General features: G+C 72.0%; 13 protein-coding genes. 11 read left to right on the top strand and 2 right to left on the bottom strand.

Going from position 1 to position 17,088, the window contains the following annotated elements; translation table 11 throughout:
- Positions 1-33 precede the first annotated feature (33 nt).
- From P3T29_RS13240 to P3T29_RS13230, 3 genes are read left to right on the top strand one after another with little or no spacing between them, the layout of a single operon-like run.
- On the top strand, positions 34-1,662 hold the full coding sequence (locus P3T29_RS13240) for a DUF2079 domain-containing protein (RefSeq protein WP_280716593.1): 1,629 nt from the start codon (positions 34-36) through the stop codon (positions 1,660-1,662).
- Between the two features lie 52 nt (positions 1,663-1,714).
- Positions 1,715-2,980, top strand: a complete 1,266-nt coding sequence (locus tag P3T29_RS13235; protein WP_280716592.1) for a hypothetical protein — start codon at positions 1,715-1,717, stop codon at positions 2,978-2,980.
- Positions 2,981-3,026: 46 nt separating this feature from the next.
- Positions 3,027-4,646, top strand: coding sequence for a N,N-dimethylformamidase beta subunit family domain-containing protein (locus P3T29_RS13230; RefSeq protein WP_280716591.1), 1,620 nt, complete (start codon positions 3,027-3,029; stop codon positions 4,644-4,646).
- A gap of 45 nt (positions 4,647-4,691) precedes the next feature.
- Here the strand turns inward: P3T29_RS13230 and P3T29_RS13225 are convergent, their stop codons facing one another.
- Together P3T29_RS13225 and P3T29_RS13220 are read right to left on the bottom strand one after the other, a co-directional pair.
- Positions 4,692-6,371, bottom strand: a complete 1,680-nt coding sequence (locus tag P3T29_RS13225; RefSeq protein ID WP_280716590.1) for a penicillin-binding transpeptidase domain-containing protein — start codon at positions 6,369-6,371, stop codon at positions 4,692-4,694.
- Positions 6,372-6,484: 113 nt separating this feature from the next.
- Positions 6,485-8,329, bottom strand: coding sequence for a phospholipid carrier-dependent glycosyltransferase (locus P3T29_RS13220; RefSeq protein WP_280716589.1), 1,845 nt, complete (start codon positions 8,327-8,329; stop codon positions 6,485-6,487).
- A 119-nt stretch (positions 8,330-8,448) separates the two neighbouring features.
- On the opposite strand from P3T29_RS13220, the gene rsmI reads away from it, so the two are divergent.
- The 8 genes from rsmI (at position 8,449) to P3T29_RS13180 (ending at position 16,931) form a co-directional block, all read left to right on the top strand.
- The gene (gene rsmI / locus P3T29_RS13215) at positions 8,449-9,291 is read left to right on the top strand and encodes a 16S rRNA (cytidine(1402)-2'-O)-methyltransferase (RefSeq protein ID WP_280716588.1); all 843 of its coding nucleotides are present in this window, start codon (positions 8,449-8,451) and stop codon (positions 9,289-9,291) included.
- 243 nt (positions 9,292-9,534) lie between these two features.
- Positions 9,535-9,966 (top strand): hypothetical protein, encoded by a 432-nt coding sequence (locus P3T29_RS13210; protein WP_280716587.1) that lies wholly within the window; start codon positions 9,535-9,537, stop codon positions 9,964-9,966.
- A gap of 89 nt (positions 9,967-10,055) precedes the next feature.
- Positions 10,056-11,660, top strand: a complete 1,605-nt coding sequence (gene metG / locus P3T29_RS13205) for a methionine--tRNA ligase (RefSeq protein ID WP_280716586.1) — start codon at positions 10,056-10,058, stop codon at positions 11,658-11,660.
- A gap of 3 nt (positions 11,661-11,663) precedes the next feature.
- Entirely contained in the window at positions 11,664-12,542 is an 879-nt protein-coding gene (locus P3T29_RS13200) for a TatD family hydrolase (RefSeq protein WP_280716585.1), read from the top strand.
- A 44-nt stretch (positions 12,543-12,586) separates the two neighbouring features.
- A complete protein-coding gene (locus P3T29_RS13195; protein WP_280716584.1) occupies positions 12,587-13,144 on the top strand; it encodes a Uma2 family endonuclease in 558 nt (185 codons plus the stop codon).
- Positions 13,145-13,170: 26 nt separating this feature from the next.
- On the top strand, positions 13,171-14,052 hold the full coding sequence (gene rsmA, locus P3T29_RS13190; protein ID WP_280716583.1) for a 16S rRNA (adenine(1518)-N(6)/adenine(1519)-N(6))-dimethyltransferase RsmA: 882 nt from the start codon (positions 13,171-13,173) through the stop codon (positions 14,050-14,052).
- Positions 14,049-14,963, top strand: coding sequence for a 4-(cytidine 5'-diphospho)-2-C-methyl-D-erythritol kinase (locus tag P3T29_RS13185; protein ID WP_280716582.1), 915 nt, complete (start codon positions 14,049-14,051; stop codon positions 14,961-14,963). The genes rsmA and P3T29_RS13185 overlap by 4 nt, the downstream gene beginning before the upstream one ends.
- A gap of 177 nt (positions 14,964-15,140) precedes the next feature.
- Positions 15,141-16,931: an ABC-F family ATP-binding cassette domain-containing protein gene (locus P3T29_RS13180; protein WP_280716581.1), complete on the top strand. Its 1,791-nt coding sequence runs from the start codon at positions 15,141-15,143 to the stop codon at positions 16,929-16,931.
- The last annotated feature ends 157 nt before the right edge of the window (positions 16,932-17,088 follow it).

Genomic DNA, 17,088 nt, shown 5'->3' with positions numbered 1-17,088 from the left:
GAGCCGTCGACGAACCCCTGGGGGTCCTCCGCCATGCCCACGTCTCGGGGCGCGATGTCCGACGCGGCCACCGCGCTCAGTCCGTCCGCCGCCCCGGTCGTTCCCCTGACCCCGGCGGCCGCCGCCGGGTCCGGTCGGCGGCGGACCCTCCTGCTCATGCTGCTCTGCTTCGTGGTCGCCTTTGCGCTCGGGCTGCAGCAGTGGTCGGCCGTCCAGATCGGCGGGTTCGACCTGTCGATATTCGACCAGGGGATCCGCGGCTACGCGCACTTCGGGCTGCCGATCTCCGAGGTGAAGAGCTACCACCACGAGTTCCCGCCCGGGTTCTCGCTGCTGGGCGACCACTTCTCGCCGGTGCTGGCGCTGCTGGCCCCGCTGTACTGGGTGTGGAACGACCCGCGCACGCTGATGCTCGGCCAGGCGCTGCTGTTCGCGGCCGGTGTCCCGCTGGTCCGCCGGATCGCCGCGCGCACCTTCGCCGCGAGCGCCGCCAGGACGGTCCGCCGGGCGGCGGACCTGGCGGGGCTGGTGTACGCGCTGGGCTGGCCGCTGCTCGCGGCGGCCCGGGGCGGCTTCCACGAGGTGGCCTTCGCCGTCCCGCTGACGCTGCTGATGTTCGAGCGCGGGATGGCCCGCAAGTACGGCACGGTCGCCCTGGTGGCGGCGCTGATCTGCTGCACCAAGGAGGACATGGGGCTGATGGTCGGCGCCTACGGCCTGGTGCTCCTGCTCCGTAGCCGACGGGTCCGGGACGGGCGCGGCCTGGCGTACGGCGCGGGCCTGCTGGTCGGCGGGCCGGTCGTCTCGGTGGCCGCCATCAGCTGGCTGATACCCGCGATGGGCGGGCAGCCCGGCTACTACTGGAACTACGGGCAGATCGGCCCGGACGCCGGGTCGGCGCTGCGGAACGTGCTCGGCGACCCGATGCTGCTGCTGGACTCGGCGTTCAGCACGACGGTCAAGCCGCTGCTGGTGCTCTGGCTCTTCGGCACCCTGCTCGCCCTGCCGCTGCGCTCCGCGACGGCGCTCTGCGCCCTGCCGCTGCTCACCGAGCGAATACTCTCCGACAACCCCAACCACTGGTCGATCGCCCACCACTACGACGCCTTCCTCTGGCCGATCCTGCTGACGGCGACGCTGGAGACCCTGGGCCGCCTGCACGCCCAGCAGCGCACCCGGCGCGCCGCGCGCCGCCTCGGGCTGACGGTGGCCGTCTTCTCACTGCTGGCCGCCGTCCCGCTGGGCCTCGGCTCGCTGCTGCTCCCGTCCGACTGGACGCCCAAGACCAGCGCCGCCGCGATGGTGCGGGCCGCCGCGCTGATCCCCGACGGCGCGTCCGTCGAGGCGGACAACCAGATCGTGCCCCGGCTCACCGCCCGGACGGACGCCGTCCTGGTCGACGGGACGCCGCGCGGACGCGACTACGTACTGATCCGTCCCGAGGTCCGCACCTTCCCGTTCCTCTCCGCCCAGCAGCAGGCCGACCGGGTCCAGCTGCTGCTGGCCCACGGCTACCAGCAGATCTGGGCCGAGGACGGCGTGGTGCTGCTGCACCGGGTCGGCAACCAGCCCGTCCCCGGCGCCCACATCCCCGGCCCGGGCAGCAAGCCCGTCCAGGACGTGGTGCCGAAGGACGTCGGCCGCAACCTGTTCACCGGCTGACGGCTCCACGCGCCTCCCACTCCGCCGGGTCTCCCGCTTCTAGCCTTCGACCATGGAGCTGGCGCGACGAGGACCGGTACAGGCCGTCGGCTGGGCCGGCGCGGCAGCCTGGGCGGCGGTCTTCCCGCTGGCCTCCGCCGTGCCCAACCAGATCGTCTGGGGCACTCTCGCCGCTCCCGCGTACGCCGTCGCCGCACTGCTGCGCCTCGCGCTGCCACGCCGGATCGCGGCGCGCGCGGCCGCCGGGGCGGCGCTGCTCGGGGCCGTACTGGTCCCGCTGGTGCTGCTCTCCCTGAGCGGCCGCCGCCAGTCCGAGGTGATAGTGGTCGAGCGCTCCGCCGACCTGCTGGTGCACACCGGCGTCCCGTACCTGCCGCACCCCGTGCTGGCCAGTGACTACAACCCGTACCTGCCGATGATGACGCTGTTCGGCCTGCCCCGGGCGATCCTCGGCAACGCCGACCCGGTCAGCCTGCTGCTCGGGGACGCCCGGCTCTGGTTCGCCGCCGCCTTCCTCGGCTGCCTGCTGGCCTGCGGCCGGCTGCTGCGCCGGGGGCCGTCCGGGTGCTCGCTCTGGCTGCCGTTGGCGGCGCTCACCGCCTCGCCGCTGATCGCCCTCGCGCTGACGGTCGGCGGGGTGGATCTGCCGCTGATCGGGGTCTGCTGCCTGGCGCTGGCACTGGCCGCGAACGGGCGGGCCGTCCCCGCCGGGCTGGTGCTCGCGTTCGCCTGCACCCTCAAGTGGACGGCCTGGCCCGCCCTGCCGGTCGCCGCGCTGCTGCTCTGGCGGCTGTACGGGCGGCGCCCGGCCGCCAGAGCCGCCGGCACTGCGCTGCTGGCGAGCGCCGCCGTCATCCTCCCGCTCGCCCTGACCCACGCCCGGGTGATGTCGGAGCAGGTGGTCCGCTTCCCGCTCGGGCTGACCGCCGTACCGACCCCGGCGGGCAGCCCGCTGCCGGGCAGGGTATTGGCGGGACTCGGGCCCGCCGGGCACGTCCTCTCGCTGGCCCTGCTCTGCCTGGGCGGTCTCGCGGTCACCTGGTGGCTGCTGCTCCGCCCGCCGCCCGGCGCGGTCGCCGCCTGCGACCGGCTCGCCGCCGGGCTCACCGTCGCCTTCGCGCTCGCCCCCGCCGGGCGGTTCGGGTACCTCGCCCTGCCGGCCGTCCTGGTGCTCTGGCCCCGGCTGGCCGCCGGACGCCGCAGGTGGCTGATCCGGCCGTCCGAGCCGTCCGAGCCGTCCGAGCCGTCCGAGTCGTTCGAGGCCGCAGTGCGTCAGGCGGAGCCGTCGCCGAGCCGGTTGCGACGTGCGGCACGATAGGGGGCGGCAGAAGACAGGCTGGGCCGGCGGCACAGGAGTCGATCGCATGGATGAGCAGCAGCGTCCGCAGGACACCGGAGCGGTGCCCGGGAGCATCCCGGGCACCAACCGGCGGCGTTTCCTCGGGCTGGCCGTCGGCGCGGCGGCAGGGCTGAGCGCCTGCGGGCCCGGCGCGCTGGGATCGGGCGCGTCCGCCGACCTGCGGGGCAACGCAGTGGACGGCACCGGCACGGCGAGCCCGAGCCCGTCCGCGAGCCCGAGCGCCCAGGCCGAGAACGCCCGCCCGGGCAACGCCGACTGGGGTGTCTCCAACGCCGGTCCGCAGCGGGCCGTCGAGGGCTTCGCCGACCGGGTGAGCGTGTTCCCCGGCGACCAGTTCGGCCTGCACGTGTCCACCACCGCGCCCGGATTCACCGTTTCGGCGTACCGGATGGGCTGGTACGGCGGTGCCCGGGCCCGGCTGGTCTGGAAGTCTGCTCGTATCGCGGGCCAGAAGCAGCCCGCCGCCACCGTCGACCCGAAGACCCGGATGGTCCGGACGGGCTGGGCGAGGACCACCACCGTCGACACCACGGGCTGGCCGGAGGGCAGCTACCTGCTCCGCCTGGACGCCGACGGTGGTGCGGGACAGCGCTTCGTGCCCGTCACCGTCCGATCCCGTACCACCGCCGGGAAGACCGTGATCGTGAACGCCGTCGCCACCTGGCAGGCGTACAACGAGTGGGGCGGCTACAACCTCTACAACGGTCCGAGCGGCGGCCTGCCGACCCGCTCGCTCCAGGTCACCTTCGACCGCCCGTACCAGTACGACGACGGCGCGGGGCTCTTCCTGACGTACGAGGCCCCGCTGATCGCCCTGGCCGAGCGGCTCGGCCTCCCGCTCGCGTACGTCACCGGGGTCGAGCTGGCGGCCGAGCCCGATCTGCTGCGGGGCGCCACCGCCGTGATCTCGCTGGGCCACGACGAGTACTGGTCGCCCGAGCAGCGGCAGCACGTCACCGCCGCCCGTGACGCCGGGACGAACGTGGCGATCCTGGGAGCCAACTGCTGCTTCCGCCGAGTCCGCTACGACCCGTCCGAGCTGGGCCCCGGCCGGGTGGTGGTCTGCTACAAGACCGCGTACAAGGACGACCCCGGCTACCAGGCGGGCAAGCCCGCCACCACCGACTTCCGCTCCCCGCCCGGCGCCGACCCGGAGAGCTCGCTGCTCGGCGTGATCTACGACGGCTACCCGGTGGACGCCCCGTACGTGGTCACCAACCCCGGCCACTGGCTGTTCGCGGGGACGGGTGTGCAGAAGGGCGACAGCTTCCCGCACCTGGTCGGCGTCGAGTACGACCGGGTCGACACCGGCTTCCCGACACCCCGCCCGATCGAGATCCTGGCCCACTCCCCGGTGGTCTGCGAAGGCCGCCACAGCTACTCCGACGCCGCCTACTACACCGCGCCGAGCGGTGCCGGGGTCTTCGGCAGCGGCACCATGCGGTGGGTCGAGGCCCTCGACGCCCAGGGCCCGGGCGGCGGCGGGGACCACGGCATGGACGCCAAGGCCGGAGACCTCACCCAGAAGGTCACCGAGAACCTCCTCCGGGCCTTCGCCACCGGCCCGGCCGCCCACACCCACCCGGCCACCGACAACGTCGCGGCGGTCTACGGCAAGGCCTGACCCGCAGCCGTACGCACCTGGGCCGCCCCCGATTGCCGGTCGGTCTCAGTTGCCGACCTGGAGGACCTTGGCCGCCACCGGTCCGGCCGTGTCCGCGCCGTGGCCGCCGTTCTCGACCTCGACGGCCACCGCGAGGTTGCCACTGAAGGCGGTGAACCAGCTGTTGGACTTGGCCTGGTTGCCGACCTCGGCGGTGCCGGTCTTCGCGCCCGACCCGCTGGGCATCCCGGACACGCCGGCTGCGGTGCCGCCGGTGACGACCTGCCGCATCATGCTGCGCAGTGCGTCCAGGGTGCTGCTGGAGAGGTTGCGGTCGGCGGGGAGCTGAGTGGATCCGGGGACCAGGATCGGCTGGTGGAAGGTGCCGTTCTGGACGGTCGCCGAGACCGAGGCCATGGCCAGCGCGCTCATCGTGATGGTGCCCTGGCCGATCAGGTCGGAGGCCCGCTGGTTGGCGGTGGTGGGCACGGGGATCTTCGGCGGCTGGATCTTGAGCCCGGTCGACCAGACCGGGCCGAGGCCGAAGACCTCCTTCGCGGTGTCCGCCTGCTGGCTGCCGGTCAGCGTCTTCATGCCCTGCTGGATGAAGGCGGTGTTGCAGGACTGGGCGAAGTCCTGGGCGAACGTGTAGTCCAGGTGGTCGCCCTTCTCGTCGTTGGTGATGGTCTGCCCGGACACCACCGTGTGGTCGGGGCACTGCATGTTCGCGCTGGGGCTGATGCCGGCCTCCAGCAGCGCGGCGGCGTCGATCACCTTCATGGTCGAGCCGGGGGCGAGCGCGGCGAGGAAGGCCCGGTTGTAGGTGGCCGGGCTGTTGGCGATGGCCAGGATGTTCCCGGTGCTCGGCTCGATCGCGACCACCGAACCGGACAGGCCGGAGCCGGCGCTGTTCAGCGCGGCCTCGGCGGCGGCCTGCACCTTGGCGTCGAGGGTCAGGCTGAGCGGCTTCCCGGGCTTGGGGTCGGTGATCGCGAAGAGCTTCTCGTCCGGCTTCTTGCCCGAGCTGTCGGTGATCACCACGCTCTGGCCGGCGTCGCCCGGCGTCCCGGCGGCCGCGTTGTTGAACGAGCCGAGCAGCTGGTCGAGCGAGGCGAAGCCCTTCAGGGACTTGCCGTGGCGGTCCACCACGGAGGACGGCGGCGCGAAGACCGCCTTCACCGCCATGCTCTCGCCGTCGGCCAGGTGCGGGTGGATCACGGTCGGCGTCCAGTGCACGGCGGCCTTGCCGTCGCTCATCTGTTCCAGTCCGAGCGCGCCGGTGTAGTTCCAGACGTTCGTGGTACCGGCGAACTCGACCGTGGCCTTGAAACCGAGCGCCACCTGGTTGGCGGGCAGGGACACCGGCGCGCCGGAGACCGAGGAGCTCGGGGAGGGCGAGGGGGTGGAGACGGGCTGCCCCGCAGGGCCGGGCACGAGGGTGAGCGCGCTCGGCTTCACGTTGGTCTGGAAGGCGGTGAGCGCGGTCATGGCCGCGTCCGGTGCGTCCGTCAGGGCGGCGGCGGCCGTCAGGTTGCCGCTGGACCAGGCGTCCAGGAAGGCCTTCGCGCCGGTGGCGGCCTGGTCGGCGCTGGGCGGCTGGTCCAGCACCGTCCGGGGCTTCGGGGTCTTCGTGGCCGTCGTGGAGCTGCTGGTCAGCGAGCTGGTTATGGAGTACGCGCCGTAGCCACCCACGCCGAGCATGATGGTGCAGACGGTGGCGATGGCGATCTTTCCGCCCTTGTTCATGTGCGGTCCCCCGTTGGTCTGGCTGTCGGTACGGTCGAGTCACCCTAGGCACGGAGTGCTGGAGCACATGCCCCAGGGCCCGGGTTGTCATCGTTTCGGGACATACCGTTGTGTCAGATCCAGCTGGTGAACCACATCCGGGCCCGCCAGGCGTCCATCGGGATCGTCTGTCCCGTGTACAGCGGGTAGAAGTACAGGAAGTTCCACATGATCGCGACGATCAGCAGCCCCGCACCCACGACGCCGACCGTCCTGCGGTCCCGCGAGGCGTTCTTCGGCCCGATCATCGCCCCGATCATCATCGTCAGCGCGAGCACCAGGAACGGGACGAAGGCCACCGCGTAGAAGAGGAAGATCGTCCGGGTCGGGTACAGGAACCACGGCAGGTACCCGGCCGCCACCGCGCAGAGCACCGCACCGGCCCGCCAGTCCCGCCGCAGCGCCCAGCGGTACAGGCAGTACACCAGCGCCACCGTGCCCGCCCACCACAGCAGCGGCGTGCCTATCGCGAGCACCTCGCGGGCGCACTCGTTGACCTTGCAACCGTTCTGGCCGAGCTTCGGCGAGTCGTAGAAGTACGACACCGGCCGGCCCTGGACCAGCCAGCTCCACGGGCTCGACTGGTACGTGTGGGGGCTGGTCAGATGAGTATGGAAGTCGTACATCGACGCGTGGTAGTGCCAGAGGCTGCGCAGCGCGTCCGGCACCCAGGTCAGGTCCACCCGGAACGGCATCCGGACGCCCTGGACGTACTCCGGCGAGAGCCCGGCGCGGTGCAGCGCCCAGTCCCGCCCGTAGCCGCCCTTGTCGGGTGCCGTGCTGCTCAGGAACCAGCCCGTCCAGGAGGCGACGTACACCGTGCTCGCCACCAGCAGGAGCAGCGGCCCGGCGACGGTCGCGTCCCAGAGCCCGTACAGCAGCGGGCTCCGGGAGCCCGCGAGCCGCCGGGCGCCGACGTCCCAGCAGACGCCGAGCAGCCAGAACGCGACCAGCACGTACATGCCGCTCCACTTGGTCGCGCCCATCAGCCCGATCGAGACGGCGGCGGCCAGCCGGTACGGGCGCCAGCCGAGCAGCAGCCAGTCCCCGCCGGGGCGGTCGGCCGTCCGGCGGGCGATCAGGGCCCTGGTCCGGTCCCGGTCGAGCAGCATGAAGCCGAAGGCGGCCAGGAACCAGAACATCACCACCAGGTCGAGCAGCGCCGAGCGGCTCATCACGAAGTGCAGCCCGTCCACCGACAGCAGCAGCCCGGCCACGCAGCCCAGCAGCGTCGACCGGAACAGCCGGCGCCCGATCCGGGCGAGCATCAGGATCGACACCGTGCCGAGCAGCGCCACCATGAACCGCCAGCCGAACGGATGCATCCCGAACAGCTGCTCGCCGAGACCTATCACCCACTTCCCGACCGGCGGATGGACGATGTACGACGGGTCGGTGCGGAACGGGATGGACTGCGGCGAGCCGAGGATCTTGTTGTTGGCGTCGTCCGGCCAGTTGGTCTCGTAGCCGCCGTGCCAGAGCGAGTACGCGTCCTTGGCGTAGTACGTCTCGTCGAAGATGACCGCGTTCGGCTGCCCCAGGCTGGTGAACCGCAGCAGGCCGCCGAACAGCGCCACCCCGATCGGCCCGAGCCAGCCCGCCCAGCGGACCAGCCACGACCAGAGCGCCGCCGGGAGCACGATGCCCAGGCGGGCGAGCAGCGGCGACGGCGGCACCCGGCGCGGCGTCACCCCCCGGCCGTCCGGCATCGGCGGCACCAGCCGCTCGGCGTAGCCGGAGCGGTCCGGCGCCCGGTACCCGTACCGCTCCAGTCCGCGCTGCCAGGCCGAGCGCACCGGCCCGGCCTCGCGCTGCGCGGGCACGACGGGGGTGCCGCTCAGCAGATCCACGCCACCCTGCTCGGTGTGGTCCACGCCAATAGGCGTCTCAGGTGCCAGGTCGCCGCTCACCCGCCACATCGTAGGGGCGCGCGATGAGCGGGCAATGGGCCGCTCCGAAGCTGCCCGGTTCGTCACCAATCGGCCGGGGCGGTGTCCGGCCGCGCGGGAACGGCCCCGACTACTGCGAGGATGGGCCTGTGACAGGTGTACTCGTACTCGCAGGGACCCCCATCGGCGACGTCTCCGACGCCCCGCCCCGGCTGCTCACCGAGCTGACCTCGGCGGACGTGATCGCCGCCGAGGACACCCGGAGGCTGCGCCGCCTCACCCAGGCCCTCGGCGTGACCCCGACCGGCCGGGTGCTCTCCTACTTCGAGGGCAACGAGGTGGCCCGCACCCCGGAGCTGGTCGAGGCGCTCCAGGGCGGTGCCCGGGTGCTGCTGGTCACCGACGCGGGGATGCCGTCGGTCTCCGACCCCGGCTACCGCCTGGTGGACGCCGCCGTCGCGGTCGGCATCAAGGTCACCGCCGTGCCGGGCCCGTCCGCCGTGCTCACCGCGCTCGCGCTCTCCGGGCTGCCGGTGGACCGCTTCACCTTCGAGGGCTTCCTGCCCCGCAAGACCGGCGACCGCGCCCGCCAGCTCGCCGAGGTCGCCACCGAGCCCCGCACCATGGTCTTCTTCGAGGCCCCGCACCGGATCGCCGAGTCGCTCACCGCGATGGCGGAGGCGTTCGGCGCCGACCGCCCCGCCGCCGTCTGCCGCGAGCTGACCAAGACGTACGAGGAGGTCAAGCGCGGCCCGCTCGGCGAACTCGCCACCTGGGCCGCCGAAGGCGTCCGGGGCGAGATCACCGTGGTCGTCGCGGGCGCCCCGCCCGCCGCGCCGTCCTCGCTGACCCCCGAGGAGCTGGCCCGCCGGGTCGCCGCCCGCGAGGAGGCCGGGGAGCACCGCAAGGAGGCCATCGCGGCCGTCGCGATCGAGCTGGGCCTGCCCAAGCGCGAGGTCTTCGACGCGGTGGTGGCCGCGAAGATCAAGTAGTCGCCCGGACAGCGGATTCTGACCCCGCACAGGGTGGTGCCTGCCGCTTTTCGTGGTCGTACCTTGGGTAAGGAGCACTCGATAAACGCCCGCTGAGCTGAAGCTTTGGCCCTGACTTCGTACAGGTGGCTCCAATTCAGAGCCAAGTCTTGGCAAGCCGGGTGGCGGAGTGAGGATCCGGGGCATTCCCTGGGATGGAAGACCCGAGCCGGACGAACGTCCGGAGGGCGCTGGGAGACGGCTATGAGCGAGACCATCGGTAGCCCTCTGAGTGGCAAGCTGAGCAGCGACGCGGCTGTCGGGCTGACCACCCGGCCGCACATCCCCCTGGAGACCGTGCGGGAGGCGTACTCCTTCGCCTGCCTGAGCTGCGGCTACGGGTGGGAGCAGGCGTACGACATCGAGCACCACGTGGCCCGGGACGGGAACACCGTGATCGAGTACCACGCCAACGGCGTCCGGGTCCCCTCGCCGCTGCTCAAGCCGACCTGCCCGGGCTGCGGCGGGCACACCGTCCGCATCATGCGGGAGGGCCGGGTGGCCACGGCCGAGCACTCGGTGTACCCGGCACCGGGCTTCGCCCCGCACGCCGAGCCCGCCTCCGCCGCGCCGGTGCCGGTGTCGGGCGAGCCGCGCCGCCGCTGGTACCAGCGCTTCTCCCGCCGGGCCGCCTGAACGCCGCCGCCCGTAACCGCCGCCCGGACGTCACCGCCCTCGAAGAATCGGGTCGAGGGCGGTTCGTTCGCGCGGCTAAGATTTCGGCCATGGCGGCCTCTGCAGACAACACCACCTCGGCGTACTACGTCACCACCCCGATCTACTACGTGAACGACCGCCCGCACCTGGGCCACGCGTACACGACCGTCGCGGGCGACGTACTCACCCGCTGGCACCGCCAGCGCGGCGAGCAGGTGTGGTACCTCACCGGTACCGACGAGCACGGCCAGAAGATCATGCGGACCGCCGACGCCAACGGCGTCACCCCGCAGGAGTGGTGCGACAAGCTGGTCGAGGACGCCTGGAAGCCGCTCTGGCAGCACCTGAACATCGCGAACGACGACTTCATCCGGACGACCGAGCAGCGGCACACCGACCGCGTGCAGGAGTTCGTCCAGGACCTGCACGACAAGGGCGAGATCTACAAGGGCGGCTACGAGGGCCCGTACTGCGTCGGCTGCGAGGAGTACAAGCTCCCCGCCGAGCTGCTCCCCGGCGCGACGGACGACGTGAAGCTCTGCCCGGTCCACAAGAAGCCGGTCGAGTGGCTGGAGGAGGAGAACTACTTCTTCCGCCTCTCCGCGTACGGGCCGAAGCTGCTCGAGTTCTACGCCGCCAACCCCGACTTCATCGCGCCCGCCTCCGCGCGCAACGAGGTGCTGCGCTTCGTGGAGCAGGGGCTGCAGGACCTGTCGATCTCCCGCTCCACCTTCGACTGGGGTGTGCCGCTGCCCTGGGACGAGAAGCACGTGCTCTACGTGTGGGTGGACGCGCTGCAGAACTACCTCACCGCCGCCGGGTACGGCGCCGACCCCGAGCGCTTCGCCCGGCTGTGGCCCGCCTCCGTGCACCTGGTCGGCAAGGACATCCTGCGCTTCCACGCGGTGATCTGGCCCGCGATGCTGATGGCCGCCGGGCTGCCGCTGCCCAAGCGGGTCGTCGCCAACGGCTGGCTGATGGTCGGCGGCGAGAAGATGTCGAAGTCCAACCTGACCGGCATCGCGCCGCAGGACCTCACGGCGCACTTCGGCGTGGACGCGTACCGGTACTACTTCCTGCGGGCCATCCCGTTCGGCACCGACGGCTCGTTCTCCTGGGAGGACTTCACCGCCCGGTACACCTCCGAGCTGGCGAACGACTTCGGCAACCTCGCCTCCCGGGTCGCGGCCATGGTCGGCAAGTACTTCGACCGCTCGCTGCCCGCCGCGACCGCCGCCGGCGAGGCCGAGCAGGCCGTCGCCGAGGGGCTGGCCACGGCCGTGCAGACCGCCGACCGGAAGATCGGCGAGGAGCTGGACTTCGCGGGCGGCATCGCGGCGATCTTCGAGTTCGTCAAGCAGGTCAACGGCTACCTCACCGAGCAGGAGCCCTGGAAGGTCGCCAAGGACGAGTCCGAGGCCGGGCAGGCGCGGCTCGCCACCATCCTCTACACGGCCGCCGAGGCGCTGCGGGCCACCGCAGTGCTGCTCAACCCGCTGATGCCGGTCACCGCCGAGAAGCTCTGGGACTCGCTGGGCGCCGAAGCCGGGCTGGGCGCGCTCGCCGACCAGACCATCGCCACCGTCGCGGACTGGGGCCGGCTGCCGGCCGGGTCGACCGTCACCAAGGGCGAGATCCTCTTCCCGCGCCTCGAAGAGAAGCCGGCCGTCTGAACCATGGCCACCAAGGACGAAGACCGGACGACCCCACCGCCGCTGCCCGCTCCGCTGGCGGTCGCGGTGGCCGACTCGCACACCCACCTGGACATGCAGTCCGGCACCCCCGCTGAGAGCCTCGCCAAGGCGGCCTCGGTCGGGGTCACCACCGTCGTCCAGGTGGGTTGCGACGTGGCGGGTTCGCGTTGGGCCGCCGAGCTGGCGGCCGAGTTCGACGCCGTGCACGCGGCCGTCGCGCTGCACCCCAACGAGGCGCCGCGCCTGGTCCTCGGGGACCCGGACGGCTGGTCGGGCCAGAAGCGCACGCCGGGTGGTTCGGCCGCGCTCGACGCCGCGCTGGCCGAGATAGACGCACTGGCTGCTCTGCCGCACGTCCTCGCCGTCGGCGAGACCGGGCTCGACTACTTCCGGACCGGGCCCGAGGGCGTGGACATCCAGAAGGAGTCCTTCCGCCGCCACATCGAGATCGCCAAGCGCCACGGCAAAGCACTCGTGATCCACGACCGCGACGCCCACGAGGACGTCATCGCCATGCTGCTGGCGGAGGGCGCTCCCGAGCGCACGGTCTTCCACTGCTACTCCGGCGACGCCGCGATGGCCAGGATCTGCGCCGAGCACGGCTGGTACCTCTCCTTCGCCGGCCCCGTCACCTTCAAGGCCAACCAGCCCCTGCGCGACGCCCTAGCCGTCACCCCCCTCGACCGCATCCTGATCGAGACGGACGCCCCCTTCCTCACTCCGCACCCGTACCGGGGCCGCCCCAACGCGCCGTACCTGATCCCGGTCACGCTGCGGTCGATGGCCGCCTCGCGAGGTCTCCACGAGGACGAACTCGCGACGGCCATCGCGGAGAACACGGCCCGGGCGTTCGGCTACTGAGGGAGCGGGCTGCGCCATACTGAAGCTGACCGGAGGGAGACGCCATGTCGACAGCCATAAGCGACATGTGGGAGATCGTCGAGGGGATGGCCATCCCCGAGGGGTATCGCGTCGAGATCATCGGGGGTCAGATCGTCGTGTCGCCGCAGAGCGAGACCCAGTGGACGATCATCAGCCAGATTCTCCAGCAGCTCTGGAAGACCCTCGGTGAGGACGCGAGGATCATGGCCGACGTGCCGATCGACTTCCCCGGTTACAAGAACGGCTTCGCTCCTGACGTGGCCATCCTTGCCGACGACGCCGCCACCGGTCCGGACACCGGGCGGTACGACTGGACCGACCTCGACGCCGTGATCGAGGTGGTGTCCGGAAGCTCGATCGACAACGACTACCGCATCAAGCTCGACCTGTACGGCCGGTACAGCGTCCCGACGTACCTGATCGTCGATCCGCTCGAGGGCAAGTGGACCCTGTTCACCGAGCCGAAGGCCAAGCAGGGCTATCCGAAGCCGGTGGAGCGACCGTTCGGTGAGCCGGTGGACCTTCCACTGCCGGACGGCCGGGTCGTCCGGATCGAGACGGACCGCTTCCCGCAGAAGTAGGCGCGCGCCGCCCGTATCCTTGGCGGGTGAGCACCACCGACCCCACCCCTGACAGCCACCTCCTCGGCGCCTCCGACATCCGGGAGCTGGCAGCAGCCCTTGGCGTGAAGCCGACCAAGCAGCGTGGGCAGAACTTCGTCATCGACGGCAACACCGTGCGCCGGATCGTCCGGGCCGCCGGGGTGACGGGCGAGGACTCGGTGGTCGAGGTCGGCCCCGGGCTCGGGTCGCTGACGCTGGCGCTGCTGGAGGTCGCCGCGCACGTCACGGCGGTGGAGATCGACCCGCTGCTCGCGCAGCACCTGCCGACCACCATCACGTCCCGGATGCCCGAGCGGGCGCCGCACTTCGACCTCGTCCTCAGTGACGCGATGGAGGTCACCGAGCTGCCGGGCCCGCCGCCCACCGCGCTGGTCGCCAACCTGCCGTACAACGTCGCCGTGCCCGTCCTGCTGCACATGCTCGCGACCTTCCCCAGCATCGAGCGGACGCTCGTCATGGTGCAGAGCGAGGTCGCCGACCGGCTCGCCGCCAAGCCGGGCAACAAGGTGTACGGGGTGCCCTCGGTCAAGGCCAACTGGTACGCGGACGTGAAGCGTTCCGGTGCGATCGGCCGCAACGTCTTCTGGCCCGCGCCCAACGTGGACTCCGGTCTGGTCTCGCTGATCCGCCGCGAGCCGCCGAAGACCACCGCCACCCGCCGCGAGGTGTTCGCCGTCGTGGACGCCGCCTTCGCACAGCGCCGCAAGACGCTGCGCGCCGCGCTGGCCGGCTGGGCGGGCTCTCCGGCAGCCGCCGAGGAGGCGCTCGCCGCCGCCGGGATCGACCACAAGCTGCGCGGCGAGATGCTGACGGTGGAGCAGTTCGCCGCCATCGCCGAGCACAAGCCGAAGGCGTCCGCGCTGTGATCAAGGTCCGGGTCCCCGCGAAGGTCAACGTGCAGTTGGGGGTCGGCGGGCTGCGCGGCGACGGTTTCCACGACCTGGCGAACGTCTTCTTCGCCGTAGCCCTCGGCGACGAGGTGACGGCGACCCCGGGCGAGGGCGTCACGCTCAGCTGCAGCGGGCCGGACGCCGCGCAGGTGCCGCTGGACGATACCAACCTCGCCGCCCGCGCGGCCCGCCTGCTGGCCGCGCACCACGGCCTCGCCGACCCCGGCGTCCACCTGCACATCGCCAAGGCCATCCCGGTGGCCGGCGGCATGGCGGGCGGCAGTGCGGACGGCGCGGCCGCGCTGGTCGCCTGCGACGCGCTGTGGGGCCTGGGGACGCCCATGGACGTCCTGCTCGACCTCGCGGCCGAGCTCGGCTCCGACGTCCCGTTCGCCCTGCTGGGCGGGGTCGCGCTGGGCCGGGGCCGGGGCGAGATCCTGGAGGCGCTGCCCGTCACCGGCACCTTCCACTGGGTCTTCGCGGTCGCCGACGGCGGCCTCTCCACCCCCGCCGTCTTCCGCGAGTGCGACCGCCTCCGCGAGGAGGCGGGCACGGGCTCATCCGAGGCCGACGTACCGACCCCGGACGCGGCCCCCGCCCTGCTCGCCGCCCTCGCCACGGGCGACCCGGCCGCTCTGGCGGCGGCCCTCACCAACGACCTCCAGCCCGCCGCCCTCTCGCTGCGCCCCGCCCTCGCCGCCACCCTCGCGGCCGGTACCGAGGCGGGAGCGATCGGCGCCCTGGTCTCCGGCTCCGGCCCCACCTGCGCCTTCCTTGCCAAGGACGCGTCAGCGGCCGAGGCCCTGGCTGCCGCCCTGACGGCCTCCGGCACCTGCCGCACCGCCCACGCGACGTACGGACCCGTCCGGGGGGCGGCGGTTCACTGACGCGGCTACCGCCGAGGAGCGGGAGTCGTCGGCTCAGGAGCGAGCCACCTGTTGGATCACGTACGCCGGTACCGCGCACCCTCGGGCGACCGACCGCTGAGACGGGCACGGCGCGCCGACTACTCTTGGAAGGTCGGGGCACTCCCCGGTTACGCCGATCCCAGGAGCGCAGCAGCAGTGGCCGTCAATCTCGCCACCATCGAGTCCGTCACCAAGATCTACGGCACTCGTGCCCTGCTGGACGGCGTCAGCCTGGGCGTCAGCGAAGGGGACCGGATCGGTGTCGTCGGGCGCAACGGTGACGGCAAGACCACGCTGATCCGAATGCTCGCCAAGCTGGAGGAGCCGGACACCGGGCGGATCACCCACTCGGGCGGGCTGCAGATGGCGGTGCTCACCCAGCACGACTCGCTCGACCCGAAGGCCACCATCCGGCACGAGGTGATCGCCGACCGGGACGACCACCAGTGGCTGGGCGACTCGCGGATCCGCGACATCATCCAGGGCCTGTTCGGCGGTCTCGACCTGCCCGGCTTCGACCAGGGGCTGGACACCGTGATCGGCCCGCTCTCCGGTGGCGAGCGCCGCCGGATCGCGCTGGCCAAGCTGCTGCTCGGCGAGCACGACCTGATCGTGCTGGACGAGCCCACCAACCACCTGGACGTCGAGGGCATCGCCTGGCTCGCCCAGCACCTCAGCAAGCGCCGCTCGGCGCTCGTCTGCGTCACCCACGACCGGTGGTTCCTGGACCAGGTCGCCAGCCGGATGTGGGACGTCCAGCGCGGTGAGGTGCACGAGTACGAAGGCGGCTACTCCGACTACGTCTTCGCCCGTGCCGAGCGCTCGCGGATCGAGGCGACGGAGGAGAGCAAGCGGCAGAACCTGGCCCGCAAGGAGCTAGCCTGGCTGCGCCGGGGCGCCCCCGCCCGTACGTCCAAGCCGCGCTACCGGATCGAGGCGGCCAACGCGCTGATCGCCGACGTCCCGGAGCCGCGCGACAAGTCCGAGCTGATGAAGTTCGCCAACGCGCGTCTGGGCCGTACGGTCTTCGAGCTGGAGAACGTCACCGTCAAGGCCGGCCCCAAGCTGCTGCTGGAGAACCTCACCTGGAACCTCGGCCCCGGCGACCGGATCGGTCTGCTCGGCGTCAACGGCGCGGGCAAGACCTCGCTGCTGCGGGCCATGCAGGCCGCGTACGCGAGCCAGGGTGACGTGCAGCCCGCGTCCGGCGTGGTCAAGGTCGGCAAGACCGTCCGGCTGGCGTACCTGTCGCAGGAGATCGCCGAGCTGGACCCGGCGACCCGGGTGCTGCAGGCCGTCGAGCAGATCCGTGGCCGGGTCGACCTCGGCAAGGGCCGGGAGATGAGCGCCGGTCAGCTCTGCGAGCAGTTCGGCTTCACCAAGGACAAGCAGTGGACGCCGGTCGGCGACCTCTCCGGTGGCGAGCGCCGCCGGCTGCAGCTGCTGCGCCTGCTGATGGACGAGCCCAACGTGCTCTTCCTCGACGAGCCCACCAACGACCTGGACATCGAGACCCTCAACCAGCTGGAGGACCTGCTCGACGGCTGGCCCGGCTCGATGGTCGTGATCAGCCACGACCGGTTCTTCATCGAGCGGACCACGGACACCGTGCACGCCCTGCTCGGCGACCAGCGGCTGCGGATGCTGCCGAACGGCGTCGACGAGTACCTGGAGCGCCGGGCGAAGATCGCCGAGGCGGCGGTGCCCGCCGGGGTGGTGCAGGTCAAGCCGGTCGGTGACACCCGGGCGCTGAAGAAGGAGCTGCAGCGGACGGAGCGCCAGATCGCCAAGCTGGACCAGCAGGAGGCCAAGCTGCACGCCCAACTGGCCGACAACGCGGCCGACTTCTCCAAGGTCGCGGAGCTGGACACCCAGCTGCGCAAGGTCAAGGACGAGAAGGAGAGCCTCGAGCTGGTCTGGATGGAGCTCGCCGAGCAGGTCGAGTAGGACTCTGCCAGTAGCTGGGCACTGGGGTCAGGTGCACTGTCCGGGGGCGCGGGGCTCTGCTTGATCAGCTGAGTGCGCGAAAGCGGGAGTGACGGCGCGCACTCACCGCTTCGCGCCGTTCCTCACGCCCCTGTTGTGGGCTTCACCCGGGGGGCGG

Origin of the sequence: Kitasatospora sp. MAP5-34 (genome assembly GCF_029894335.1) — a bacterium.
In the GTDB taxonomy this organism is placed as follows: Bacteria; Actinomycetota; Actinomycetes; order Streptomycetales; family Streptomycetaceae; genus Kitasatospora.
This window is presented reverse-complemented; position numbering and strand designations above follow the sequence as displayed.